This is a genomic window from Kribbella swartbergensis (assembly GCF_054784135.1).
The window spans coordinates 86,301-111,921 of record NZ_BAAGPM010000026.1 but is presented as its reverse complement, the minus strand read 5'-3'; the positions used below and the strand labels follow the sequence as shown (position 1 = coordinate 111,921).

Annotated in this window: 24 protein-coding genes; 9 read left to right on the top strand and 15 right to left on the bottom strand. The window is 69.7% G+C overall.

Going from position 1 to position 25,621, the window contains the following annotated elements; genetic code table 11:
• Positions 1-106: 106 nt before the first annotated feature.
• From ACYVOK_RS24625 to ACYVOK_RS24610, 4 genes are all read right to left on the bottom strand, one after another.
• On the bottom strand, positions 107-1,057 hold the full coding sequence (locus tag ACYVOK_RS24625; RefSeq protein ID WP_460664895.1) for a co-chaperone YbbN: 951 nt from the start codon (positions 1,055-1,057) through the stop codon (positions 107-109).
• 25 nt (positions 1,058-1,082) lie between these two features.
• A complete protein-coding gene (locus ACYVOK_RS24620) occupies positions 1,083-2,753 on the bottom strand; it encodes an NAD-binding protein (protein WP_460664894.1) in 1,671 nt (556 codons plus the stop codon).
• Positions 2,754-2,820: 67 nt separating this feature from the next.
• Positions 2,821-4,494, bottom strand: coding sequence for an acyl-CoA mutase large subunit family protein (locus ACYVOK_RS24615; RefSeq protein ID WP_460664893.1), 1,674 nt, complete (start codon positions 4,492-4,494; stop codon positions 2,821-2,823).
• Positions 4,495-4,586: 92 nt separating this feature from the next.
• Positions 4,587-5,090, bottom strand: coding sequence for a MarR family winged helix-turn-helix transcriptional regulator (locus ACYVOK_RS24610; protein WP_460664892.1), 504 nt, complete (start codon positions 5,088-5,090; stop codon positions 4,587-4,589).
• An 87-nt stretch (positions 5,091-5,177) separates the two neighbouring features.
• Between ACYVOK_RS24610 and ACYVOK_RS24605 the strand changes: the two genes are divergently transcribed.
• The 3 genes from ACYVOK_RS24605 to ACYVOK_RS24595 all read left to right on the top strand — a co-directional run bounded on the left by ACYVOK_RS24605 (position 5,178) and on the right by ACYVOK_RS24595 (position 7,592).
• Positions 5,178-5,924 (top strand): maleylpyruvate isomerase family mycothiol-dependent enzyme, encoded by a 747-nt coding sequence (locus ACYVOK_RS24605; RefSeq protein ID WP_460664891.1) that lies wholly within the window; start codon positions 5,178-5,180, stop codon positions 5,922-5,924.
• Between the two features lie 78 nt (positions 5,925-6,002).
• Positions 6,003-6,350 carry a YciI family protein gene (locus tag ACYVOK_RS24600; RefSeq protein WP_460664890.1) on the top strand — a complete coding sequence of 116 codons (348 nt, stop codon included), beginning with the start codon at positions 6,003-6,005 and terminating at the stop codon, positions 6,348-6,350.
• Between the two features lie 15 nt (positions 6,351-6,365).
• On the top strand, positions 6,366-7,592 hold the full coding sequence (locus ACYVOK_RS24595; RefSeq protein ID WP_460664889.1) for an RNA polymerase sigma factor: 1,227 nt from the start codon (positions 6,366-6,368) through the stop codon (positions 7,590-7,592).
• A 5-nt stretch (positions 7,593-7,597) separates the two neighbouring features.
• On the opposite strand, the gene ACYVOK_RS24590 is transcribed toward ACYVOK_RS24595, so the two are convergent.
• The 5 genes from ACYVOK_RS24590 to ACYVOK_RS24570 all read right to left on the bottom strand — a co-directional run bounded on the left by ACYVOK_RS24590 (position 7,598) and on the right by ACYVOK_RS24570 (position 12,442).
• On the bottom strand, positions 7,598-8,308 hold the full coding sequence (locus ACYVOK_RS24590) for a PH domain-containing protein (protein ID WP_460664888.1): 711 nt from the start codon (positions 8,306-8,308) through the stop codon (positions 7,598-7,600).
• 119 nt (positions 8,309-8,427) lie between these two features.
• Positions 8,428-8,586 carry a hypothetical protein gene (locus ACYVOK_RS24585; protein WP_460664887.1) on the bottom strand — a complete coding sequence of 53 codons (159 nt, stop codon included), beginning with the start codon at positions 8,584-8,586 and terminating at the stop codon, positions 8,428-8,430.
• Between the two features lie 317 nt (positions 8,587-8,903).
• The gene (gene meaB / locus ACYVOK_RS24580) at positions 8,904-9,860 is read right to left on the bottom strand and encodes a methylmalonyl Co-A mutase-associated GTPase MeaB (RefSeq protein ID WP_460664886.1); all 957 of its coding nucleotides are present in this window, start codon (positions 9,858-9,860) and stop codon (positions 8,904-8,906) included.
• An 8-nt stretch (positions 9,861-9,868) separates the two neighbouring features.
• Positions 9,869-11,083, bottom strand: coding sequence for an acetyl-CoA C-acetyltransferase (locus ACYVOK_RS24575; protein ID WP_460664885.1), 1,215 nt, complete (start codon positions 11,081-11,083; stop codon positions 9,869-9,871).
• Positions 11,084-11,125: 42 nt separating this feature from the next.
• Positions 11,126-12,442 carry an AMP-binding protein gene (locus ACYVOK_RS24570; RefSeq protein ID WP_460664884.1) on the bottom strand — a complete coding sequence of 439 codons (1,317 nt, stop codon included), beginning with the start codon at positions 12,440-12,442 and terminating at the stop codon, positions 11,126-11,128.
• Between the two features lie 65 nt (positions 12,443-12,507).
• Here ACYVOK_RS24570 and mce point away from each other — a divergent pair, with 65 nt between their 5' ends.
• From mce to ACYVOK_RS24545, 5 genes are all read left to right on the top strand, one after another.
• On the top strand, positions 12,508-12,951 hold the full coding sequence (gene mce, locus ACYVOK_RS24565; RefSeq protein ID WP_460664883.1) for a methylmalonyl-CoA epimerase: 444 nt from the start codon (positions 12,508-12,510) through the stop codon (positions 12,949-12,951).
• Between the two features lie 89 nt (positions 12,952-13,040).
• Entirely contained in the window at positions 13,041-13,943 is a 903-nt protein-coding gene (locus ACYVOK_RS24560; protein ID WP_460664882.1) for an anti-sigma factor RsbA family regulatory protein, read from the top strand.
• Between the two features lie 137 nt (positions 13,944-14,080).
• A complete protein-coding gene (ccrA, locus tag ACYVOK_RS24555; RefSeq protein ID WP_460664881.1) occupies positions 14,081-15,412 on the top strand; it encodes a crotonyl-CoA carboxylase/reductase in 1,332 nt (443 codons plus the stop codon).
• Between the two features lie 92 nt (positions 15,413-15,504).
• Positions 15,505-17,487, top strand: a complete 1,983-nt coding sequence (locus tag ACYVOK_RS24550) for a transposase (protein ID WP_460664880.1) — start codon at positions 15,505-15,507, stop codon at positions 17,485-17,487.
• Entirely contained in the window at positions 17,484-19,103 is a 1,620-nt protein-coding gene (locus ACYVOK_RS24545; protein ID WP_460664879.1) for an AI-2E family transporter, read from the top strand. Before ACYVOK_RS24550 ends, ACYVOK_RS24545 begins: the two co-directional genes overlap by 4 nt.
• A 14-nt stretch (positions 19,104-19,117) precedes the next feature.
• On the opposite strand, the gene ACYVOK_RS24540 is transcribed toward ACYVOK_RS24545, so the two are convergent.
• The 6 genes from ACYVOK_RS24540 to ACYVOK_RS24515 all read right to left on the bottom strand — a co-directional run bounded on the left by ACYVOK_RS24540 (position 19,118) and on the right by ACYVOK_RS24515 (position 24,258).
• On the bottom strand, positions 19,118-19,357 hold the full coding sequence (locus ACYVOK_RS24540; protein WP_460664878.1) for a hypothetical protein: 240 nt from the start codon (positions 19,355-19,357) through the stop codon (positions 19,118-19,120).
• Positions 19,358-19,485: 128 nt separating this feature from the next.
• Complete coding sequence (locus ACYVOK_RS24535) at positions 19,486-20,193, bottom strand: PIG-L deacetylase family protein (protein WP_460664877.1); 708 nt, start codon at positions 20,191-20,193, stop codon at positions 19,486-19,488.
• A gap of 10 nt (positions 20,194-20,203) precedes the next feature.
• On the bottom strand, positions 20,204-21,151 hold the full coding sequence (locus ACYVOK_RS24530; RefSeq protein WP_460664876.1) for a GNAT family N-acetyltransferase: 948 nt from the start codon (positions 21,149-21,151) through the stop codon (positions 20,204-20,206).
• The gene (locus tag ACYVOK_RS24525) at positions 21,148-22,248 is read right to left on the bottom strand and encodes an exo-beta-N-acetylmuramidase NamZ family protein (RefSeq protein ID WP_460664875.1); all 1,101 of its coding nucleotides are present in this window, start codon (positions 22,246-22,248) and stop codon (positions 21,148-21,150) included. The genes ACYVOK_RS24530 and ACYVOK_RS24525 overlap by 4 nt, the downstream gene beginning before the upstream one ends.
• 115 nt (positions 22,249-22,363) lie before the next feature.
• On the bottom strand, positions 22,364-23,011 hold the full coding sequence (locus ACYVOK_RS24520; RefSeq protein WP_460664874.1) for a response regulator: 648 nt from the start codon (positions 23,009-23,011) through the stop codon (positions 22,364-22,366).
• The gene (locus ACYVOK_RS24515; RefSeq protein WP_460664873.1) at positions 22,963-24,258 is read right to left on the bottom strand and encodes a sensor histidine kinase; all 1,296 of its coding nucleotides are present in this window, start codon (positions 24,256-24,258) and stop codon (positions 22,963-22,965) included. The genes ACYVOK_RS24520 and ACYVOK_RS24515 overlap by 49 nt, the downstream gene beginning before the upstream one ends.
• Before the next feature lie 230 nt (positions 24,259-24,488).
• On the opposite strand from ACYVOK_RS24515, the gene ACYVOK_RS24510 reads away from it, so the two are divergent.
• The gene (locus tag ACYVOK_RS24510; RefSeq protein WP_460664872.1) at positions 24,489-25,523 is read left to right on the top strand and encodes a fatty acid desaturase family protein; all 1,035 of its coding nucleotides are present in this window, start codon (positions 24,489-24,491) and stop codon (positions 25,521-25,523) included.
• The last annotated feature ends 98 nt before the right edge of the window (positions 25,524-25,621 follow it).

Below are 25,621 nucleotides of genomic sequence, written 5' to 3'. Positions count from 1 at the left end.
ATTCTCAAACCATCATCGCGTGGATTGCAAGAGTTCACACACGGCCGGGAACGGACACACGAAAAGACCCCTCGGCCACCGGCCGAGGGGTCTGATCGGATTCAGCTCAGAAGAGCGCGGCCATCAACCGCCGCCGTGCCTTGACCACCCGCTCGTCGTCGGTGCCGACCACCTCGAAGAGCTCCAGCAGGTGCAGCCGGGCCGCGTTCCGGTCGTCGCCCGAGGTCGCCTGGACGGTGTTGATCAACCGGTTGAACGCGTCCTCGACGTGACCGCCCATCAGGTCGACGTCGGCGACCAGCTTCTGCGCCTCGACGTCGGTCGGGTTGTCCGCGGCGCGGGTCCGGATGTCGGCCGGCGCGTTCTGGGTGCGCTTGACCAGCTGGACCCGGGCCAGCCCGGACTTCGCCTCGGCGTCGTTCGGGGTCTCCTTCAGCAGCTCCTCGTACGCCGCGATCGCGCCGTCCAGGTCACCGGCGCCGACCGCGTTCTCCGCCTTCTCGTACCGCGGGTCCGGAGCGGGCCCGGCCTCGTCCTCGCCGTCGGCGGCGGGGCCGACGGGCTCGGCCCGGCCGGTGATGCCGTTCGCGACCGCGACGTTGAGCAACTGGTCCAGGTACTGCCGGGCCTCCGCCTCCGCCGGCGCGCCCTGGAACAACGGGACCACCTGACCCCGCAGTACGGCGATCACCAGCGGAACCGACTGGACGCCGACCGCCTGGGCCAGCTGCGGGTTCGCGTCGATGTCGATCCGGGTCAGCAGGAACTTGCCGCCGTACTCGGTCGACAGCCGGGCCAGCACCTGACTGAGCGCCGTCGAGGCCTGCGACCGAGGCGACCAGAACTCGACCACCACCGGGACCTGCAGCGACCGCTCGATGACGTCGGCCTGGAAGGTCGCCTCGCTGACGTTCAGCACATACGAGCCCGACGCGCCGCCGCCGGCAGCCGGAGCACCACCTGCGGCCGATGCGCCGGCGGGGCCGGCGGGCGCCCCGGGCTTGCGCAGGGACGACAGATCGATCGCCCCGTGACGGGAGAAGTTCGACTGACTCACGACTGCCCTCGCATTCGGTTCACGTTCACGGGTCCATCCTCCCCGACGCGGCCTCGGCGCGTTGTGCCCGGGTCGCCAGCAGGAGCCTGGCCAGGCCGCTGCGGGTGCCGGCGACGGCGATCCGGTCGTGCGGCCTGAGCACCTTGTCGTACGCCGGGGACCAGTCCCAGGTGGTCCCGTCCTGGCGGGCGAGGACCCGGAGGCCGCCCGCCTCGTCCAGTTCGCCCAGTCGCAGGCCGACCGCGATCGATCCGGGCTCGACCGTCACCTCGGTGAGCAGCAGCACCCGGCGACCGGCCGGCACGGTCACCTGGTTGCGCCGGTTCGCCACCGCCGCCGCGATCGCCGGCGCGACCAGCATCGACACCGACCGGCTGTGCCCGAGGCCGAGCCTGCGCTCGACCCGCTGGGCCAGGTCGTGGTCGAACATCCGCATCGTGATCCGCGCCTCCGGGTTCAGCTCGCGGACGACCATCGCGGACTCGAGGTTGGTGATGTCGCCGTTGGTGATCGCCAGCACCGACTGACAGCGCTGGGCACCGGCCGACCGCAGCGTCTCCTCGTTGCTGCTGTCCCCGATCACCACCGGGATCCGCAGCCGATGCGCGGTCTGGACGCCGGGCGCGTCCTCGTCCTGCTCGACCCCGACGACCGCGACGCCACGCTCGGCCAGGATCTCCAGCACCCGCGCACCGACCGTACCGAGACCGCAGACGACGACGTGGTTGCGCGGCCGGCCGCGAACCCCGCCGATCACCCGGGACAGCCGGGCGCCGATGAGGGAGTCGACGACCACCGCGGTCAGCAGCGCCATCAGCACGATGCCGGTCAGTTGCACGAGGACGGCGGCGACCTTGGCCCACGGCTCCGCCTCGGAGAACGTGTCGTCCTCGATCCCGGCCGATGTCACCGCACCCGCGGCCAGGTAGAGCGCACGCCACCAGTCGATGTTCGGGTGCGCGATGTAGTGCGTCAGCACCGTCCCGATCGCCACGAGGAACGCCATCACCGCGGCGATCCGCCGTACCCGGCGGTCGAAGACGTCGCGGATCGCCATCAGCCAGCCGGCCCGCCGTACGTCCTTGGTCCGCCAGACGCTGCGGACACCGGTGCCGAGCACGATGTCGCCGGTCGGGTCGGCGCTCGAGATCGGCAGCAGATCCGGCGTCGCCGACGACGTGGTGTCGGCCAGTACGGCCAGATGCGGCTCGCGGATCAGCTCGGCCTGACCGGCGACCAGCCGGCGGCCGCCGAGATCGAGCCAGGTCAGCTCGTCGTCCTCCAGCGCGTCGGAGACGAACGCCGGCGCGGCAAGCGACGGCCCTGAGATCACCACGCAGTCCCCGAGCAGGCTGTGCAACTGGGCACCGAGCCGCGGGTTCACCATCTGTACGACGATGCGCAGGTCCGGATCCATGTCCCGCGCGGTCAACGCGGTGTGGACGTTGCGGACGTCGTCGTTGTCCAGCAGCACCAGCGCACGTGCGCTCGACGGCTCGCCGTCCGTCGCATCGATTCCCGCGCGACGCAGCAGCGCCTCGCTGACCACCCGCACGCCCATCACGTGCGCGCCGAGCTCACCGATCCGTTCGTAGTGCCGCGACGCCGGGTTGACGATGGCGGTGACCCGCTCGCCGGAGCCGACCAGTTCGGTGACGACCCGCAGCATGGTGCGGTCGGAACCACAGACGACCACGCCGCGACCGTCGGCGCGCCCGACGACGGGGCCGGGTGTTGCCGGCCCGGGCTCTGCCGGACTGTCCTCAGAAGCGGGCGGGCTCTCGGTACTCGCCCCAGAGTTCCCGAAGAACGTGACAGATTTCCCCCATCGTGGCCTCCGCACGCGCCGCCTCCAGCATGGGTTCGATGAGGTTGCCGGTCCCTCCGGCCGCCTCGACCAGAGCGGCCAGCGTACGACGCACGCGGTCCTCGTCGCGGTGCAGCTTGCGCTCCGCCAGCACCCGGCACTGCTCGATCTCCACCTCATGGCTGACCCGGAGGATCGACAGCTCACCGGAGACCGTGTCGGTCAGGGTGTTCACGCCGACGATCTTCTTCTCGCCCTTCTCCAGCTTCTGCTGGTACTCGAACGCCGCGTCGGCGATCTCGGCCATGAACCAGCCGTCCTCGATCCCGCGCAGGATGCCGCCGGTCATCGTGCCGTCCGGGCTCATCTCCTTGATCCGGGCGAAGATCTGCTCGGCCTGCTCCTCGAGCTTGTCGGTGAGCGCCTCGACGTACCAGGACCCGCCGAGCGGGTCGGCGACGTTGGTGACCCCGATCTCCTCCATCAGCACCGACTGGGTCCGCAGCGCGATCTCGGCCGACTCCGCGGTCGGCAGCGCCAGCGTCTCGTCCAGCGCGTTCGTGTGCAGGGAGTTCGTCCCGCCCAGGACGGCGGCCAGCGCCTCGACGGCCGTGCGTACGACGTTGTTGTACGGCTGCTGTGCGGTCAGCGAGACTCCGGCCGTCTGGGTGTGGAAGCGCAGCGACTGGGCCTTCTCGGTCTTGGCGCCGTACACATCGCGCAGCCAGCGGGCCCAGATCCGCCGGGCCGCGCGGAACTTCGCGATCTCCTCGAAGAAGTCCAGGTGGCTGTCGAAGAAGAACGACAGGCCGGGCGCGAACACGTCGACGTCGAGCCCACGCGACAGGCCCAGCTCGACGTACCCGAACCCGTCGGCGAGCGTGAACGCGAGTTCCTGCGCGGCGGTCGAGCCGGCCTCGCGGATGTGGTAGCCGGACACGCTCAGCGGCTTGTACGCCGGGATGGTCGCGGCGCAGTACTCCATCAGGTCGCCGATCAGGCGCAGGTGCGGCTCCGGTGGGAACAGCCACTCCTTCTGCGCGATGTACTCCTTGAAGATGTCGGTCTGCAGCGTGCCGTTCAGCTTGGTGATGTCGGCGCCCTGCCGCTCGGCGGCGACCAGGTACATGCAGAAGGCCGGTACGGCGGGACCCGAGATCGTCATCGACGTGGTGACGTCCTGCAGCGGGATGTCCTTGAACAGCCGGTCCATGTCGGCGGCCGAGTCGATCGCGACGCCGCAGTGGCCGACCTCGCCGAGCGACTTGGGGTCGTCGGAGTCGCGTCCCATCAGCGTCGGCATGTCGAAGGCGACCGACAGGCCGCCGCCACCGCCGTTCAGGATCATCTTGTAGCGCTCGTTGGTCTGCTCGGCGTTGCCGAAGCCGGCGAACTGGCGGATCGTCCAGGTGCGGCCGCGGTACCCGGTCGGGTACAGCCCGCGGGTGAACGGGAACTCCCCCGGCCAGCCGATCCGCTCCATCCGCGGGTCGTCGACCCCCTCGGGAGGCCCGTAGACGGGCTCGACCTCGGTGCCGGAGAGCGTGGTGAAATCCGCCTCCCGCTTGCGCGCCGCGTCGTAGCGCTGCTGCCACCGGCTCCGGCCGGCCGCGATCTGCTCGGCATCCATCAGTCAGACCTCCTCAGGACCTGGTCCCAAAATACTAGGACGTCCAACTACTTCCAATCCCTGGCGGGTCGCGCCCTGGGTCAGGCGTGGGGTCAGGTGAAGTCGCCGGCGTTGTGGCGGAGCGGTTCGAGGACGGACCAGAGCATCTTCAGCTGCTCGTCGGTCAGGCCGGACAGGGCGAAGTCGGCGGCGACCAGGTCCGCGGTGGCCCGTTCGACCACCTCCCGGCCCTCCGGCGTGATCTCGCAGAGGACGGCCCGGCCGTCGTCCGGGTGCGGCGTCCGGGTCACCAGCCCGGCCGCCTCCAGCCGGCGGACGATCGACGTCACCGACGTCGGGTGCACCTGCAGCCGCTCGCCCATCTTGCCCAGCGGCAGCGACCCGCGCCGGGAGAACGTCAGCAGCACCAGCGCCTCGAACCGCGCGAACGTCAGGCCGTGCTTCTTCAGGATCTCGTCGAGCTCGCCGATGACGATCTGCTGGGCGCGCATCAGCGACGTGACGGCCCGCATCTGCTCGACCGCACCCCACCGCCGGCCCCACTGCCGCGACGCCTCGTCAATGGGATCGAACGGCAACGCCCTCTTCCTTGCCATGTGCCGAAGATTAGCCGCCGGCCGGCGAGAGGCGCTGCGGGCTCGCAGTATCCGAAAGTGTCTGCCGGGGGTGTCATGCTCAGCCGTATGACGCTCTCGACGGAACAGGCCGATTTCTACCTCGCGCAGTTGCGGGCGGAGTCCGCGCGGCTCGCCGAGGTCGGCCGGATGGGGCTGGGCGCCGCGGTGCCGAACTGTCCCGGGTGGACCGTGGAGTCGGTGGTGCGGCACGTGGCGACCGTCTACCTGCACAAGGTCGAGGTGCTGCGGCTCGCGGCGCTGCCGGATCCGTGGCCGCCGGACTTCGGCGACCGCGACGCGCTCGAGTTGTACGACGAAGCGCGGACGGCGGTCGTGGACGCGCTGGAGCAGGCCGGGACCGGACGGGCGACCTGGACGTTCAACCCGGACGACAAGACCTCCGGGTTCTGGTACCGGCGGATGGCGCTCGAAACCGTGGTGCACCGGATCGACGTCGAGCAGGCTCACGACGTGGTCACGCCGATCGACCCGGAACTGGCTCTCGACGGCATCGACGAGGTGCTCTTCCCCACCCTCGCCGGCCCCTGGTGGGAAGAGGGCGACACCGAGCACCCCGTCGACGCGGCGGTGCGGATCACGGCCGGGAAACGGTCGTGGACGGTTCGCGCCGACGCGACGAGTGTCGTGGTCAGTCCGGAGGCCGAGGGTGAGGTGGCCGCGGAGGTCTTCGGGGCAGCCGACGCCGTGTTCCTGTGGTTGTGGGGCCGGCTGGACGCGTCCGCGATCCAGTCCGCCGGCGACGAGGACGTCGTTCGGGAGTTCCGGGCCCGGCTCGCGGAATGCACGACCTGAGGGATGTCCTGGTGGCGACCGGCCGTTCGTTCAGTTGCCGAGGGGCCACAGTGGGCCTTGTGACGAAGGAGTGTTCCGATGGCGCAGTACCTTGCACTGACCTACACCGCGGACGTCGACTGGTGGGCGCCCGAGCAGGCGAGTGAGCTGGCGGAGTACCGGCAGTTCGGGGTGGACCACGCCGACAGCGTCAAGGCGAGTGCCGTGCTGCATCCGACGCCGACGGCGACCGTCGTCCGGGTGGAGGGTGCCCGCGGCGGCAAGGTCGTCACCACGGACGGGCCGTACGCCGAGACCAAGGAAGCGCTGACCGGCTACTACCTGATCGAGGCCGAGGACCTGGAGGCGGCGATCGCGATCGCGGCACAGATCCCGGCCGCGTGGAACGGCGCCGTCGAGGTCCGGCCGGTCATCCTCGCCAAATAGGGACCACGTCGAAGCATGGACGACGCTCTCGCCGAGACGATCCGGGTCGAGGGGACGCGGATCCTGGCGACCCTGATCCGGACCGTCGGCGACGTCCAGCTCGCCGAGGACGCCGTCCAGGAAGCGACCCTGGCGGCCCTCGGCGCCTGGCCGGTCACCGGCGTACCGCCGGAACCACGCGCCTGGCTGACCGTCACGGCGCGCCGGAAGGCGATCGACATCATCCGTCGCGAGCGGCTCCGCGCCGGCAAGGAACGGGATGGGTTGGAACTGATGGAGCTCAGCCGGCCGGACGGGAGAGTCCCGGACAGCGTGGTGCAGGACGACCTGCTCCGGCTGATCTTCACCTGCTGTCATCCCGCACTGTCGCCGTCGACCCGGATCGCCCTGGCCCTACGGACGTTGTGCGGTCTGTCGCCGGCCCAGATCGCCGGCGTACTGCTCACCACCGAGGTCGCGACCATGAAGCGGCTGACCCGCGCCCGGCAGAAGATCGCCGCGGCGCGGATCCCCTATCGGGTGCCGAGCGAGGACGAACTGCCCGAGCGGTTGCCGGCCGTCTGCGGAGTCATCCACAGCCTCTACACCTCCGGACACGCGCCGGTCGAGGGACAGTCGGCGTACGACGTCGACGTCTGCGCCGAGGCGGTCCGGCTGGCCGAGCTACTCCACGAACTGCTTCCCGAGCAGCCGATGCCCTCCGCCGTACTGGCTCTGCTGTTGCTCACCGAGGCACGACGCCCGGCCCGGCTCGACCCGGACGGCGACGTGGTCACCCTCGATCAGCAGGACCGGACGTTGTGGGACACGGCCGCGATCGACCGCGGGATCGCGCTGCTGAACGACTCGCTGCTCCGCTCGGATCAGCAGGCCGACGCCTACCAACTCCAGGCCGCCATCGCCGCCGAGCACGCCCGCGTCCCCAGCTACGCGGCCACCGATTGGCGCGAGATCCTCCGGCTGTACGACCTGCTGGTGGCGATCGCGCCCAGCACATCGGCCCTGCTGGCCCGCGCGGTCGCCGCCGCCGAGGCCAACGGCACGGCGGCCGGACTCGCGTTGCTGGAGGAGCTCCCGCCGAGCCCTCGGTGGTACGCCGTACGCGCCGAACTACTCGCACGCGACCACCGGTACGCCGAAGCGGCCGCAGAGCTCACCAAGGCGCTTGCTGGTCCCGCCACGGATCCGGAACGAGCACATCGCGCACGCCGCCGGCAGCGGTTCCTCGACCTGGCCCGCTGACGGACTCAGTCGCGGTCGGGATCGTTCCAGTTGCCCTGTTCGCTGTTGAAGATCGACTTGGCGCCCGACGACGCCGGGCGGGCCGACGGAGCGGGCGCGGGTGCAGTGGTCGCGGTGACCTCCGCCGCGGTGTCCATCCCGATCGGGCCGGTGCCGTCGTCGTCGGTGTCGTCGTCTCCCTGCACGACGTCGACGCTGGCCGATGCGCGCAGACCGGTGCGCTGGATGACTCGCTGAATGGTCAGGTCACGGTCGTCCGGGCGGCTGACGAACTTGATCTCCCGGAAGCCCTGGTCCTGGGCCGCGGACTCGAAGATGAAGTGCCCGTAGCCGAAGACCCGGCCGACCCAGGGCTTGGCCAGCGTGATGTCGAGGATCCGGGCGATCGGGGTGGTGGCGACGGTCTGGGAGAAGACACCGCGGATCCGCATCACCCGCATGTTCGTGACCACGAAGCGGTCCCGGTGCTGGGTCAGGAACTGCCAGAACGCGTGGCTGAGGAGCACCAGCACGATCGCGAGCACGACCTGCTCACCGCCGAAGGAGGTGGTCACCAGCGTCACCAGCAGCACGGCGGCGAGCACGACCTCGAGCATCGGCACGATGAACACCACCCAGTGGTGCCTGACCTCGTCGATGACGACCTCGCCCTCGTCCGAGATCAGATGGCGCCGGACCTTCGGGTCGAAGATCCGGAACAGGCCTATTCCGGCCATCCGCTCACTCCCCTACACCGCAATCGGCACCGTAACCCGCTGTCGGCCACCCAACCTGGTGGCTCCGTACAGCCAAGTGTCCCGCACGATCACTCGGCACGGGACACTCGGACAGCAGATCAGTTGAACAGTGCGGTCAGGAAGGTGATCACGCTCTGGAACGCGTCGCCGACGGCCGAGAACGCGCCTCCCACCGCGTCGGCGGCGTTCGCCGGCTGAGTGAACAGATAGAAGCCGGCAAAGGCGATGACCGACCAGATCAACAGCTTCTTCGGCATGTCACCACTCCTCGTTCGCAACCACTCGGTCGACTGTGTTGTGTGTTTGTATCACGGACCGTCACCAATTGTCACTGACTGAACACAGCCCACCGCACAATGCTCACCAGCTACAAGACCCATTCTGTAACGGATTCTGGGGCATGGCAGCCACCGGCGCGCCGCCGTGAGACGCGGATCGCACCGTGACGCGGAAATCCCGGTTCTCTGCCCGAATCCGGTCCTGGAACCACTCCGGCCCCTCCGTCGACACAATGTGACACACCGTGGTCGAGTGTTGCAGAATCCGGCACTTTCGGGGCCTGTCGCCGTACCGCTCAGAGGGCGTCGATCAGTTCGTCGGCGGCGGTGTACGGATCCATGTTGCCCTCGGCGACCTTGGCGGCCAGCACGTCCAGCCGGGCGTCGCCGTGCAGGTGGGCGAACCGGGACCGCAGCGCGGTCATCGCGATCGCCTCGATCTCCTCCCGGGCCCGGCCGCGCCGGCGCTCGTCCAGTACGCCGTTCGCCGTCATCCAGGCCAGCCGCTCCTCGATCGCCGCGACCACCTCGGCGACCCCTTCGTTGCGGGATGCCACCGTCTTGAGGATCGGCGGCGACCACGCGCCCTCCGGCCGCTCGGCCAGGGCGAGCATGGCCCGCAGGTCCCGGGTGACGTTCTGCACGCCGTCCCGATCGGCCTTGTTAACCACGTAGATGTCGCCGACCTCGAGGATGCCGGCCTTCGCCGCCTGGATCCCGTCACCCATTCCCGGCGCGAGCAGGACGAGCGTCGTGTCGGCCATCCCGGCGATCTCCACCTCGGACTGCCCGACGCCGACGGTCTCGACCAGGACGACGTCGAACCCGGCCGCGTCGAGCACCCGCAGCGCCTGCGGGGTCGACCAGGCCAGCCCGCCGAGATGACCGCGTGACGCCATCGACCGGATGAACACCCCGGTGTCCGTGGCGTGGTCCTGCATCCGCACCCGGTCCCCGAGCAACGCGCCGCCGGAGAACGGCGACGACGGGTCGACCGCGAGGACACCGACCCGCTTCCCGGCCTGCCGGTACGCCGACACCAGCGCGGACGTCGACGTGGACTTGCCGACACCGGGTGAGCCGGTGATGCCGACGATGTGCGCGTGACCGGCGTACGGCGACAGCGCCGCCATCACCTCGCGGAGCAGCGGCGACTCGTCCTCGACCAGCGAGATCAGCCGGGCGACGGCCCGGGAGTCACCCTCCCGGGCCCGCTCGACCAACTCTCCGACGGGGGCGGTACGTCGCGGCATCAGCCGGATCAGCTCTGGGGTACGCGGACGATGAGGGCGTCGCCCTGACCGCCGCCACCGCACAGTGCCGCGGCGCCGACGCCGCCACCGCGGCGGTTCAGCTCCAGCGCCAGGTGCAGCACGAGCCGGGCGCCCGACATGCCGATCGGGTGGCCGAGCGCGATCGCACCGCCGTTCACGTTGACCCTGTCGAGGTCGATCTTGAGCTCGCGCGCGGACGCGATACCGACGGCCGCGAACGCCTCGTTGATCTCGATCAGGTCGAGCGCGCCCGGCTCGATGCCTTCCTTCTGGCAGGCCTTGACGATCGCCTTCGCCGGCTGGTTCTGCAGGGTCGAGTCCGGGCCCGCGACCGAGCCGTGCGCGCCGATCTCGGCGATCCAGCTCAGCCCCAGCTCCTCGGCCTTCGCCTTGCTCATCACGACCACGGCGCAGCCGCCGTCGGAGATCTGCGAGGCCGACCCGGCGGTGATCGTGCCGTCCTTGCCGAAGGCCGGCCGGAGCTTGGCCAGCGCCTCGACCGACGTGTCCGCGCGGACACCCTCGTCGTTGTCGACGACGATCGGGTCGCCCTTGCGCTGCGGCACCTCGACCGGCACCACCTCGTCGGCGAAGACGCCGTTCTTCCAGGCCGCCGCGGCCAGCTGGTGCGAGCGGGCACTGAACTCGTCCTGCTCCTCGCGGCTGAGCTCGAGACCCTCGGCGTTCGCCTGGTCGGTGAGCGCACCCATCGCCTGGTCGGTGAAGGCGTCCCACAACCCGTCGAACGCCATCGAGTCGACCAGCGGCACGTCGCCGTACTTGAAGCCCTCGCGGGACTTCGGCAGCAGGTGCGGCGCGTTCGTCATCGACTCCATGCCGCCGGCGACGACGATCTCGTACTCACCGGCGCGGATCAGCTGGTCGGCGAGCGCGATCGCGTTCAGGCCGGACAGGCAGACCTTGTTGATGGTGATGGCCGGGATGTCCATCGGGATGCCGGCCTTGACCGCGGCCTGGCGGGCGGTGATCTGGCCGCCGCCGGCCTGCAGCACCTGGCCCATGATCACGTACTCGACCTGGTCGGGTGCGACTCCGGCCTTCTCCAGTGCGCCCTTGATCGCGAACCCGCCGAGCTCGGCGCCGGTGAAGCCCTTGAGGCCACCCAGCAGCCGCCCGATCGGGGTGCGCGCGCCGGCGACTATGACGGTTTGGTTCTGCGAGCTGCGAGTGGCGTCAGACATGTTTTCACGATACCTGCGACGGCACTGGTACGCCGCTGTCGATCAGGTCACATGTCGAACCGGTTTGCCGGTCGACGTGACCGGAAGCCCGTCCACGAACGTGATCGATCGCGGCACCTTCGCCGGGCTGAGCCGGGTCCCGGCGTGCCTGCGCAACTCCCAGGCGTCGACAGGGCCCCGGCGTACGACGTGCGCCTCGAGCCGGGCCCCGTACTCCTGGTCCGGTACGGCGACCACGCGCGCCTCGGCCACGGCCGGGTGACTGAGCAGCGCGTTCTCGACCTCGACCGGGAACACGTTCTCCCCGCCGGTCACGATCAGGTCGTCGGCCCGCCCGTCGACGAAGAACCGCCCGGCCGAGTCCTGGTGCCCGAGATCACCGGAGTCCGCCATCCGGCCGGCCAAGCGCCCACCGACCCACAGATGACCCACCTCGCCGGCCCGCACCGGTCGGCCGTCATCGCCGAGGATCGCCACCTGCACGCCGGCCGCCGGGCGACCGATCGTGCCCGGCGCCTCCCGCAGATCGGCCGGCGTCGCGAGGGTGGACCAGCCCAGCTCACTCGATCCGTAGAGGTTGAACAGCGTCGGCCCGAACGCCTTGGTCAGCCGATCCGCGACGGCCGGATGCAACTGCCCGGCCCCACTCACCACGGCACTGAGCGGCACCTCGACCCCGGTCCGCGCGACCTTCGACAGGACCGGTGGTACGCCAGTCAGCAGGGCGCCGGGGTGGTCGCGCAGGAAGGCGGCAACCTCGTCAGGGTCGAAGTGCCGCCGTACGACGACCGGCATCCCGAACGCCAGCCCCAACGCGAGGAACCCGAGCCCGAACCCGTGGAACAACGGCTGCGTGACGACCATCGGAACCCCACGCCGCAAGGGCAATCGGCGCACCAGGGTCGCGATCGGCACAGCCTGCGCCGTACTGATCTTCCGGTCGACGGCCTTCGGCGTACCGGTGCTTCCGGACGTCATCACCACGACCTGTCCACGCGGCCCGGCCCGTCGCGTCCCCACCTCGACAGCCGGTGCACGCGGGTCGGCCAGGACGACGTCCGCGTTGGCCCGCAGCCCGGACACGACTGCGGCGACGAACGACCTCCCGTTCGGCTCGCGGACGGCGATCCGTTCGGCGGTCACGGGTTCGTGGGTCAGTTGCTCGAGGCCGGCGTACGTGAGCGGACCCTCGTCGTCGATCAGCGCGACGTCGCCCGGATGGTTGCGCGCGGCAAGGGTCGTCAGGGTGGCCAGGGTCAGGCCGTGCTCACGGAAGGCGCCGGGCGCGCGCCAGGGCCGCACGGCCGCCAGCAGCCGGCCGAGACCGATGACCACGGTGATGCCCACATCCCCCGCCACACGTTCAGTGTCGCATCGGCCACTTTCCATTGGCTTCGCCCAGCCGGCTGGTCCACGCTGGCGCTATGGACCACCTCACCGCCACCGAGACCCTGTTCGAGGCGATCGACCACGTGGGCATCGCCGTCGCAGACTTCGACGAGGCCGTCCGGTACTACGCGGACGTGTTCGGGATGACCGTCGCGCATGAGGAGATCAACGAGGAACAGGGTGTCCGCGAGGCGATGCTGAGAGTGGGCGACTCCGGGTCGTCGATCCAGTTGCTGGCACCGCTGTCGGAGACGTCGCCGATCGCGAAGTTCCTCGACCAGCGCGGGCCGGGGATCCAGCAGCTCGCCTACCGGGTGCGGGATCTGGACGCGGTCTCGGCGACGCTGCGGGAACGCGGCGCGCGGCTCCTGTACGACGAGCCGAAGCGGGGGACGGCCGGATCGCGGGTCAACTTCATCCACCCCCGCTCGGCCGGTGGTGTCCTGGTCGAGCTCGTCGAGCCCGCTCGGCACAGCTGAGGAAACCTCACCGTCACCACCCCCGGACGGGCAGTGACGGCACGCGCCGAACCACTGCTCATCGGCAGTTCCCGGTCTACGCTGTTCGGGTGCTGAGGGACAGCGCCACCGACTCCTTGGACGGTGTGCCGACGGCGTTCCGGCACGGCGCCTTCGTCTACGGATCGGACGAGGAGTTCGTGCGGCTCGCGACACCTTTCGTCCGCGACGGCCTGGCAACAGGTGAGGCGATCGTGGCTGCCCTGCCGCCTGCCCGCATCGCCGGCCTGCGCGAGGCGCTCGGGGCCGACGCCGAGCAGGTCGGCTTCATCGACATGACCGAGGCCGGCCGCAACCCGGCCCGGCTCATCCCGCTGTGGCGGGACGTGCTCGAGCGCAACGCCGGCCGCCCGGTCCGCGGCCTCGATGAGCCCGCCTACGCCGGTCGCAGCGCGGCCGAGTACGACGAAGCCCTGCTGCACGAGGCGCTGCTCGACGTGGCGTTCGCGCACGACAAGGACTTCCGGCTGCTCTGCCCGTTCGAGGCCTCGGTCGGGATCGACCCGACCGCCACCCACTCGGGCGCGCAAGCCCTTGCGGAGAAGACGTTCCGTACGGCGCTGAGCGGCGTACCGGACCGGGCCGAACGGTGGGAATTCGGCCTGGCCGAGCTCGGGCAGGTGCGGCAGTGGGTCAACGCGCGGGCATCGTCGTTCGGGGTGTCCCGGGACCGGCTGGACGACCTGGCGCTCGCGTTGCACGAGATCTGCACGAACAGCATCCGGTTCGGCGGCGGTCGCGGGACGCTGTCGGTCTGGATCGAGGACGGCGCGCTGATCTGCGACGTGGCCGACCGCGGGCGGATCGACGATCTGCTCGTCGGCCGGGTGCTGCCGCCGCTCGACGGGCTCGGCGGCCGCGGGGTCTGGCTGGCCAACCAGCTGTGCGACCTGGTCCAGCTGAGGTCGGGTGACGACTTCACCGAGGTACGGCTGCACACCCGCCTGCGCTGATAAGACCACTGACAACGGTGGACTGGAAAAGTGACGGTCGTCTCACCCGTGCCCGGCTGTGTTACAGGGCACAGCCAGACGTGCATACTCAGCGGTAAGTTCCGCTCACCCCAGACCGCCGCTGCAGGAGGTACGACGTGAAGCAGATCCTCGACGCGATTCTGTCCGGTGACACCGCTGCCGTCGGTGCGCTCGACGTACCCGACCACTACCGGGGCATCACCGTGCACGCCGACGAGACGTCCATGTTCGAGGGTCTGGACAGCAAGGAGAAGGACCCGCGCAAGAGCCTGCATCTCGACGAGGTCCCGACACCGGAACTCGGACCGGGTGAGGCTCTCGTCGCGGTGATGGCGAGTGCGATCAACTACAACACCGTCTGGACGTCGATCTTCGAACCGGTGTCGACGTTCTCCTTCCTCAAGCGGTACGGGAAGCTGTCGCCGCTGACCGCCCGCCACGACCTGCCGTACCACGTGGTCGGCTCCGACCTGGCCGGCGTCGTCCTGCGCACCGGCCCCGGCGTGAACGCCTGGAAGCCCGGCGACGAGGTGGTCGCGCACTGCCTCTCGGTCGAACTCGAGTCGCCCGACGGCCACAACGACACGATGCTCGACTCCGAGCAGCGGATCTGGGGGTTCGAGACCAACTTCGGCGGCCTGGCCGAGCTGGCGCTGGTGAAGTCGAACCAGCTGATGCCGAAACCGGACCACCTGACCTGGGAGGAGGCCGCGTCCCCAGGGTTGGTGAACAGCACGGCCTACCGGCAACTCGTCTCGGCCAACGGCGCCAACATGAAGCAGGGTGACGTCGTCCTGATCTGGGGTGCGTCCGGCGGGCTCGGTTCGTACGCGACGCAGTTCGCGCTGAACGGCGGGGCGATCCCGGTCTGCGTGGTGTCGTCGCCGGAGAAGGCGGAGATCTGCCGGTCGATGGGCGCTTCGCTGATCATCGACAGGACCGCCGAGGGCTACAAGTTCTGGTCCGACGAGAACACCCAGGACCCGAAGGAGTGGAAGCGGTTCGGCGCCCGGATCCGGGAGCTGACCGGCGGTGACGACCCGGACATCGTGTTCGAGCACCCGGGCCGGGAGACGTTCGGGGCGTCGGTGTACGTCGCCCGGCGCGGCGGGACGATCGTGACGTGTGCGTCCACGTCGGGGTTCATGCACGAGTACGACAACCGCTACCTGTGGATGAACCTGAAACGGATCATCGGCTCCCATTTCGCCAACTACCGCGAGGCCTGGGAGGCCAACCGGTTGATTGCCAAAGGCATGGTCCACCCGACGGTGAGCAAGGTGTACCCGCTGGAGGAGACCGCGCAGGCGGCGTACGACGTCCACCGCAACCTGCACCAGGGCAAGGTCGGCGTACTCACGCTGGCCCCGACCGAGGGCCTCGGCGTACGGAACCCGGAACTGCGCGCCCAGCACGAAGCGGCCATCAATCGGTTCCGCGACAGGTAGCTGTCCCCAGGGGCGGATTGGCTGGTCACGCCGGGTTCTGACAGGCTTAAGGTGGAGGATTCACAACGAGCCGCCAGAAGGGAATCTCGGGAATGCCTGACGAGTCCAGCTTGCCGTTCTTCGACCGTACGGCGACCGCGGCCGGGGGCTTCCCGGTCAGCCGGCGCGGATACGACAAGCAGGCCGTGGACGACTACGTCCGCGCGCTGGAGATGCAACTCGTCGAGGCGCGGAACCGGGCCGACGAGCTCCAGGGCAGTGTCGCCCCGCTGCAGCGGCAACTCGAGGAGACCCGGCGCCAGCTCGAGGCCAGCGCCAACCCGTCGTACGCCGGTCTCGGCGACCGGGCCGCGCAGATCCTCCGGCTGGCCCAGGACCAGGCGTCCGAGGCGCTCGAGGAAGCCCGCCGGGAGGCCGACGAGCTCCGCGCCGCCGCCGCCAAGGAAGCCGCCGCCACCCGGGCCGCCGGTGAGCGCGAGGCCGAGGACATCCGCACCGTCGCGCTGAACGAGGCCGACAGCATGCGCCGGACCGCCGAGGGTGACGCCGCCGAGATCCGCCGTACCGCCGAGACCGAGGCCGCCGAGGTGCTGCAGACCGCCCGGCGCAAGGCCGAGCAGCTGATGCTGACGGCGGAGTCGCAGGCCAGCACGCTGAAGAACGGCGCGCTGCACGAGGCCGAGAAGATCCGGACCGCTATCCAGCGCGAGTCCGCCGCCCTCCGGGCCCGGCTGGCCGACGAGCGCGAGCAGCAGGCCAAGGAGCTGGCCGACAAGCACCAGCAGATCGCCGCCGACACCGAAAACCTGACCACCCAGATGCGCGAGGCCGCGGAAGCCTCCGAGCGGCGCGTCGCGGAGGCGACCGAGCAGGCCCGCAAGATCCGCGCCGAGGCCGAGGAGTCGGCCGAGCGGACGCTGGCCCGCGCCCGTCGCGAGGCCGAGCAGCTGCTCACCACCGCCCGCACCCGGGCCGAGGCCGAGCTGGCCAACGCCGCCGACGAGGCCGAGCGGTCGCGCACCATCATCGCCCGCGAGACCGAGCGGCTGGCGAAGCGCCGCGACGGCATCCTCACCCAGATCGCCGGCCTGAACGAGATCGCCAGCAACATCGCCCGCCAGGCCGCCGAACTCGACTCCGAAACCGCCGCCCCGGCGTACGTGAGCCCCTTCGCCCGCCCGCAGAACTCCTCCCCGGCAACTCCTGCGTCCACCGCCCCGACTTCGCCCTCGGCTCCGGCTTCGCCCTCGGCTCCGGCCTCGGCTCCGACTTCGGCCTCGGCTCCGACTTCGGCTCCGACTTCGGCCTCGGCTCCGACTTCGGCTCCGACTTCGGCTCCGACTTCGGCCTCGGCTCCGACTTCGGCTTCGCCTGCGGCTCCGGCGTCTGCCGCGACTCCGGCTTCGGCCGCGACTCCGGCTTCGGCCGCGACTTCGGCTTCGGCTTCGCCTTCGGCTCCCGCGTCTGCCGCGACTCCGGCTTCGGCGGAAGCGCCGGCCGACAGCCCCTTCGCGCCCCGGGCCGCCTCGAGCCCGTACCCGGCGAAGACCGACGATGGAGCGCCCGCCACCAGCCCTTTCGCCCCCAACGCGAAGGACAAGGCCCCGGCTGACAGCTCCTTCGCCCCCAAGGCCAAGGACGAAGCACCCGCCGACAGCCCGTTCGCAGCCAAGCCGAAGGACGACGCTCCGGCCGACAGCCCCTTTGCGCCGAAGGCCGCGGCCTCGTCCGGCGAGGACGACGAGGAGGACGGCCCGTTCACCGGGTCGAGCCCGTTCGTGGGCGTCGCTGCCGGTGACGCGCGCGTGGACGAGACACGGATCGACACCCCGCTGCGGGTCGACACCAAGGTCTCCGACGAGCTGGCCGGCAAGACCGCCGGTGGTCCGGTGGACGCCGAGCCGGCCGACGCGACCAAGATCGACGAGTTCCGGCTGAATGACCTCGCGGACGAGGAGACTCGGGTCCAGGCGGTCGTCGACGCCTCGGCCACGCCGGGCGACGCCAAGCCCGCCGACGACGAGAAGACCGACGAGGCCGCCTCCGGCGCGCGATCCCCGAAGGACAAGATGTGACGCCACCCGGCGACGAAAACTCCACAGCGACGCCCGAGCAGGACCTCGCAAAGGCAGCCCGCGAGGCCAAGTCCGCCGCCGCCGAGGCAGAAGCCGCCGCCACCCGAGCCGAAACCTCCGCCGAAGAAGCCGACCACTCCGCCGACGCGGCCGAATCCTCCGCCGAAAAGGCAGACACCTCGGCCGGCAAGGCCGATGACTCCGCCGACAAGGCGGCGGGTGCTGCTGACACCGCCGACGACTCTGCGGACAAGGCGGCTGGAGCTGCGAGCAAGGCCGGCGACTCAGCCCACGACGCCGAGAGTGCTGCAAGCACGGCCGGCACCTCCGCGCGTCAGGCGGACGAGTCCGCCGACCAGGCCGATGAGTCGGCGGACGAAGCGGAGAGTGCTGCTGGGAAGGCTGACGACGCGGCGGACGAGGCGGAGAGTGCTGCTGGGAAGGCTGATGAGGCGGCGGGGGCTGCGCGGTCGGCTGGTAGGGCTGCGGATGAGGTTGAGGCGGGGCAGGGGGAGGAGAATTTTGCCGGGGAGTTGCTGATCGACGAGCGGCATCCGGATGTCGGCATGGGCCGGCCGGGGCCGCCGTTGCGGCGGTCGAACCCGTTCATGTTCGGGTTCTTCGCGGCTCTCGGCGTACTCGTCGCCTGGGGCCTGTGGAACGCCCTGGGCCAGGCCCGATCGGTCCTCATCCTGCTGCTGGTCTCGATGTTCATCGCGGTCGGCCTGAACCCGCTGGTCGAGTGGTTCATGCGCCGCGGCCTGAAGCGCGGCCTGTCCGTCGGCGTGGTGTTCCTGCTGATGATCCTCGCGGTGGCCGGCGTCGGCTTCGCGATCGTCCCGGTCGTCACCGAACAGATCAACAGCCTGATCAAGAACGCACCCGAGTGGCTCGACCTGCTCACCAAGTCGGAGACCCTCAACGAACTCAACGACCGCTACCAGTTCATCCAGAAGGCCCAGGACTACATCCAGGACCCGGCCCTGGCCCAGCGCGCCTTCGGCGGCATCCTCGGCGTCGGCAAGGTGGTGGCGAACGCCCTGTTCTCCGGCTTCACCATCCTGATCCTGACGCTGTACTTCCTCGCGTCCCTCCCGTCGGTGAAGCGGGCGGCGTACAGCCTGGTGCCGGCCAGCCGGCGTACCCGCGTCTCGATCCTCGGCGACGAGGTCCTCAGCCGGGTCGGCGGCTACGTCAGCGGCCAGTTCCTGGTCGCGGCGTGTGCCGGGTTCTTCATGTTCGTGTTCCTGCAGATCGTCGGCTTGCGCGAGTACGCCCTGGCGCTGGCGATCGTGGTGATGTTCACCGCGTTCATCCCGATGGTCGGTGGCCTCATCGGTGTCGTCATCGTCGCCCTCATCGGTTTCACCGAGGGCCTGTGGATCGGCGTCGCCTGCCTCGCGTACGGCATCGTCTACCAGCAGATCGAGAACTACATCGTGGCGCCCCGCATCATGCGCCGCGCCGTCGACATCCCCGGCGCCGTCACCGTCATCGCCGCCCTCCTCGGCGGCGCCCTCCTCGGCGTGGTCGGCGCCCTCCTCGCCATCCCCAGCGCCGCCGCCCTCCTCCTCATCATCCGAGAAGTCTGGGTCCGCAAAGCCGACGCCTCCTAGTACGCCGGCGCCGCCTAGAACAGCTCGCCTTTGATGAACTGGGCGGCCAGGCCGATGGCGCCGCCGATGGCGGCGGTGAAGACGACGAACGGTACGAACGTCATGCCGAACGCCTCGAGGCACGTGTCCGAACCCGGCAGGATGCAGTTCGGTGCCGGGGTCGCCACCTGGTTGAAGACGAACCAGCCGATCACACCCCCGACCAGCGCGAGGATCCCGGATGTGGCCAGATACCCCTGAATTGCTGCGCCCATCATTCCCCCTCGATGCCACCAGCCGACGCCCGATTCGCCTGCCCTGAGTGATGACACCCCCACTGACTCCATCGGCCGACGCCCAGGGTTGTTACAGAGAGTTGCGAAAAGCCTGGTGTCCGTTCCGGCTACGGGGCGGGGAGTTTGGTGATTTCGGGGGTGGGGGTGGAGCGGAAGGCGCAGGCTCGGGGGTAGCCGGCCAGGCAGCCTCGGGTGGTCATGAGGGCTGTGTAGTAGTCGATGTAGCGGAAGCCGTAGGTTTCGCCGCGGGCGAAGGCTTGGTGGCGGATGGCGGAGACCCAGCGATAGAAGGCTTCGTCCGGGATCGGGACGTACAGCGTCGGCTGGAAGCCTTCCATGTCTTCCCAGTTCTCCGCGTGCAGGAAGGTCCGGACCGAGTGGCGCGGGTAGTCGTCCAGCCTGCCGACGCCTTCGGACGGGAGGCCGGCGAGGAAGCGGGCGCGTTCGGACAGGCGGGCGGCGTGTTCGTGGTCGCGGTGGATGCTGTGCTTCCAGTGGGTGATGAGGGTGTCGGGCTGTTTGTCGCGAATGATGGTGGCGAGTTCCGTCGCGACCTCGTCGGTGTCGGGGAGGAAGCCGTCGCTGTGGTCGAGGACGACGAAGTCGGCGCCGATGGCCGACGCGAACTCCTCGCCCTCGGCGATCTTCTGCTTCTTGTACTCCGACGGCGCCAGCCGCGGGTGGCCGCGCTCCCCCGGCGTCAGCGCCACGATGGTCACGTTCGCACCTTCCAGGACCAGTTTGGCCAGGGTGGGGCCGGCGGTCAGGTCCATGTCGCCGATGTGCGCTCCGACGGCGAGCACTGTTCTGGTCACAGGCAACTCCTCACTTCAGTGGCGCCCGGAGGATGGTGAACTTGCGGGTGATGGTGAATCCGGTTTTGAGATAGAGCTGCCCGGCGGCCGACTGTTCGCCGGTCCAGAGGAACCATGCGCTGTGCGCGCCGAGCCCGGCCATCCGCTCCAGCGTCAGATGCAGCAGCACCTTGCCGAGCCCGGTGCCACGAGAGGCCGGCAGTACGCCGAACGGCCCGAACCGGTCGATGACGCCCTCGTACGTGCCGTGCATCGCCCAGCCGAGCACCCGGCCGGCGGGATCCCGCGCCAGCACGATCCGCTCCAGCGGCATCCCGCCGACGACTGCCTCCCGGATCGCCCGGGCCCAGTCCGGGTTGAACTCCGAGCCGGCGATCGCGATCAGCGAGGTCAGCTCGTCGCCGTCCGGCGTACCGAAGGTGTAGCCGGCAGCCGTCAACCCGGCGATCTGCGCACGAACCTCGGCCGGGATCTGATAGCCGACCAGGCTCCGGTCCATCGCCACGGCGTCGTACTGAGGCTCGAACCCGAGTGCCGACAGCAACCGCTCGGCGGACGGATACCGATCGACGTCCAGACCGGGCAGGAAGTAGTTCGGCGTGTACGACGAGAAGTACGCCTCGGTCCGCCCGACGCTCCGAAGCCAGTCCAGAGCCGCCGTCAGCAGTTCCCGGCCGAGTCCGCGACCGCGATGATCCGGGTGCACGAAGAAGAACGGAATCCACCCGGAGGACGGCTCGAGGTCGTCGCCGGAGGCAGCGACCAGACGTCGTACGGCGTATGCCGCGCCGACCACCTGATCGTCGTCCACGGCAACCTTCAGCCCGGCCGGGTCGAAGTTCCGGTCGAGCAGGAAGAGATTGCGGAAGCGCCGGTACCCGATCGGATCCGCCGGTGCCGCCGCCGTCCACGCCTCGGCCAGCACCGGCCCGTCGCCGACTTCGAAGGACCGGATCATCGCTCGCTCCCTTCGTAGAGCAGTACGCCGGGCCGCACCCAGTCGAGTGTTGCCGCAGGCAACAGCGTCAACGGGTCGTCGCCGGCTTCGAGTGCCGTGCGCAACGAGTCGGAGCCCCACAGCTTGTCGAGCGACGGCAGCAGTGTCAGGTCGTCCGGATACAGCTGCGCGATCACGTGCAGCATCTCCAGCGCGGTCCGCACCGGCTCGTACGTCGCCGGATCCACGACGTGAAGCTGGACACCCGGCACCACCTCACCGGCGTACTTGCTGAAGACCGGTTCGAACCAGGTACGGCGGAAGACGACGCCGGGCAACTCGAAGTCGCGCAGCGCCGGCACGAACCGTTCGTCGAGGTACGGCGCCCCGATCGTCGTGAACGGGCGGGTGGTGCCGCGGCCCTCACTGAGGTTGGTGCCTTCGAACAGCCCGGTGCCGGGATAGACGAGGGCGGTGTCGAGGGTCGGCATGTTCGGCGACGGCGGCACCCAGACCGCACCGGTCCCCCACGAGTCGCGGGCCCAGCCGTCCATCGGGATGACCTCGGCCTCGCCCAGCTGCAGCGCCAATTCGCCGACCGTGACGCCGTGGCGCAAGGGGATGGGCGCGCGGCCCACGAAGCTCTCGAACCCCGGTTCCAGCAGCGGACCCTCGACGCGCAGACCGCCGAGCGGGTTCGGCCGGTCGAGGACGACGAAGCGCTTGCCGAGGCGCGAGGCCGACTGCAGGCAGTCGTACATCGTCCAGATGTAGGTGTAGAACCGCGTCCCGATGTCCTGGATGTCGAACAGCAGCACATCCACGTCCGCGAACAGTTCGTCGAGCGCGGAACCCTGCCGATCATAGGTGTCGAAGACCGGCAGTCCGGTGTCGGGATCGATGCCCTCGGCCTCCCTCGCGCCGGCCTGGGCGGTGCCGCGCAGACCGTGCTCCGGTCCGAACAGGGCGGTCAACCGGAGGCCGGCGTCGAGCAGCGCGACCGCGGTCGGTCGCAGATCGGGCAGGACGCCGGTGAAGTTCGTGATCAGCCCAAGGCGTCCGTCGCCCACCAGCCCCGGCTCGCCGGCCAGACGCTCCGCGCCGGTCCGGACCGCCATCGCCACCACCACCCAGATCGTGGATCATGCAGGACTGGGTTGAAAACTTACCGACGCCTTCAGTCAAAGGTCAACGGATTACCGACAAACGCTTACCCGAACAGCTCCGCGCAACTCAGCGGGAGGACAGGTAGGTGAGGACTGCCATCACCCGGCGATTGTCGTCTTCCGACGGGGGCAGGTCGAGTTTGGCGAAGATGTTGTTGGTGTGTTTGCTGACGGCCTTCTCGGTGATGAAGAGGGCGCCGGCGATGGCGGCGTTCGAGCGGCCCTCGGCCATCAGTCCGAGGACCTCGGCCTCGCGCGGGGTGAGGCGGCCGATCGGTTCGTCCCGGGTGTTGCGGGCCAGCAGCTGGCCGATCACGTCCGGGTCCATCGCGGTCCCGCCGGCGGCCACCCGTCGTACCGAGTCCAGAAACTCGGCGACGTTCGAGACGCGATCCTTCAGCAGGTAGCCGACCGCGCCGCCGCCCCCGGTCAGCAGCTCGCGGGCATACAGCTGCTCGACGTACTGCGACAGCACGAGAATCGGCAGGCCGGGCACCTGGCGGCGCGCCTCGATCGCCGCTTTCAGACCCTCGTCGGTGAACGTGGGTGGCAGCCGTACGTCGACCACGGCCACATCCGGACGGTGTTCCACCAGGGCCGGCACCAGCCGGGGGCCGTTGTCGACTGCCTCGACGACCTTGAAGTCGTGCGCCTCCAGCAGGCGGATCAGGCCGTCCCGGAGGAGGGCGTGGTCTTCAGCGATGAGGACTCGCAAGGCAGCTCCATGATCACGGTGGTCGGCCCGCCGGTCGGGCTGACCACGGTCAACGTACCGTCGAAGGCGGCCAGCCGCCGCTCGATACCGTACAGACCGCCACCGGGCCTGACCTCCGCACCTCCGACGCCGTCGTCACCGACGATCATGTGCAGCCGCTCCTGCTCGTGGGTGATCTGGATCCAGGCGGTGGTCGCGCCCGAGTACTTCACCGCGTTCGCGAGCGCCTCGGCCACCGCGAAGTACGCCGCCGACTCGACCGGCGCGGGTGGCCGTCCGGGCATCTCGAAGGTGACGTCGACCTTGAACGGGCAGGTCAGCGCGAGCGCCTTGACCGCTCCCTCCAGGCCGCGGTCGGCGAGCACCGGCGGGTGGATGCCGCGCACCAGGTCACGCAGCTCGGACAACGCCGTACTGGCGGACTCGCGGGCCTCGGTCAGCAGAGCGGCCGCCTGGGCCGGGTCGCGGTTCACCATCTCCTCGGCCATACCCAGATTCATGCTGAGCGCGGCCAGCCGGGCCTGGGCGCCGTCGTGCAGGTCGCGCTCGATCCGGCGCAGCTCGGCCGCCTGGGTGTCGACGGTCTCCGCGCGGGACTCGGCCAGCTCACGGACCCGCAGCGCCAGCTTGGCGCTCTCGGTCGGGCCGAGCAGCGAGCGGGCGATGTACGCGTTCGCCTTCAGCAGCCGCTCGCCGGCGGCGTGCCAGATCATGAACGCGATCAGTGCCAGCGGCAACAGCAGGAAGCTGGTCCAGAAGTTCACCGTGATCAGCCCGCCGAACGGCTCGGTGAAGACACCTTCCGGAGTGACGCCGACGAGCAGCGGATAGACCAGGTAGAACAGCGTGGCCAGGAACAGCACCGCGGACAGCAGACTCAACGTGAACCCGAGCACCGCGTTGACGAGCAGCCAGACGATGTCACGCCAGGTGGCCGGGTCGGTCAGCGTGGTCCGCAGCCACATCAGGATGCCGGGCACCGGCGGCTTCTTGTACGGGCGCGGGATCGGCTCGCCGAGGAAGCCGGCCAGCATGGTCCGGTGGCAGTTCGCGAACCAGCGGGTGGCCGGCACGAACGCGAGCAGCATCGGGATGCCGACCCAGACCGCGATCAGCGGGACGGCCACCACGTTGAGCACGAAGAAGGCGATGCCGATCTCGGCCAGAATCGCCAGGAACAGCGCGATCCAGGGCTGTGCGAGCTTGGGGTACCGCAGCGGCGGCGCCGGGGTGGCCATGGTGGTCATCGTGTCTCTCCCGTTCGGGGGCCCGTACGGCGTGGCCCGTCCACCCACCATCATGACCGAAGGTGATCCGGGTCTCAGGGGTGTTAGATCCACCGTTGCCGGGGCACTGTCCCCACATCGTGTTCGGGTGATAGCACTCATGTTTTCGGCCGTTAGGGCGACGAGGGTTGATGCCGTACGCTGGCCGTGGCTGTACGCCTAGGCCCCCACCGCTTCGAGACGAGGACCTGATGGCTCAGCCAACGGCTTCACCCCCCACTGTCACCAAAGGCAGCGACTTCGCGCCGCTGCTGCGCGAGATCAAGGCCGCCGGACTCCTGGAGCGGCGGACCGCGGCCTACGTCATGGCGATCGGGATCAACGTCGCCCTGCTCGCCGCGACCTGGGCCGGGGTCGCGATCCTCGGCACCTCCTGGTGGGTGCTGTTCCTGGCGATCCCGCTCGGCATCCTCACCACCCGCGCGGCGTTCTTCGGCCACGACGCCGGCCACCAGCAGATCGCCGGTTCCCGCAAACTGCACGACTGGATCGGCATGCTGCACGGCAACGTGCTGCTGGGCATGAGCTACGGCTGGTGGAACGACAAGCACAACCGTCACCACGCCAACCCGAACCACACCGACAAGGACCCCGACGTCGGCGAGGGCGTGCTGGTCTGGACGCTGGAGCAGGCGGAGGGCCGGACCGGTCTGCACGGCTGGCTGAGCCGCAACCAGGCCAAGATCTTCTTCCCGCTGCTCACCCTCGAGGGGTTCAACCTCAAGGTCTCCAGCATCCGCTTCCTGCTCGGCCGGCCGCGTCGCGAGGCCCGGCTCGAACTCGGCCTGATCGCCGCTCACCTGGTGCTGTACTTCGGCGCACTGTTCCTGATCATGTCGCCGGGCCAGGCGGTGCTGTTCGCCCTGATCCACCACATGGTCTTCGGCCTGCACCTGGGCAGCGTGTTCGCGCCGAACCACAAGGGCATGGAGATGCCGGACGCCGACACCACCTGGGGTCACCTGGAGAAGCAGGTGCTGACGTCGCGGAACGTGAACGGCGGCCTGGTCACCGACTGGATGATGGGCGGCCTGAACTACCAGATCGAGCACCACCTGTTCCCGAGCATGCCGCGGGCGAACCTGCGGTTCGCGCAGCCGATCGTCCGTTCGTACTGCGCCCGGATCGGGATGCCGTATCTGAGCACGAGCCTGGTCGAGTCGTACCGGCTGGGTCTGCAGCACCTGCACGAGGTCGGCGAAGACCTCCGGGCTCAGCAGGCGTAGTACGCCGTACGCCGCTCCAGGTGCGGGATTCCCCTCACTGCTCAGGAAAAAACCTCACGAGATGCAGCGCCCCGGGTGATTGATCGGTTACGGTCTCT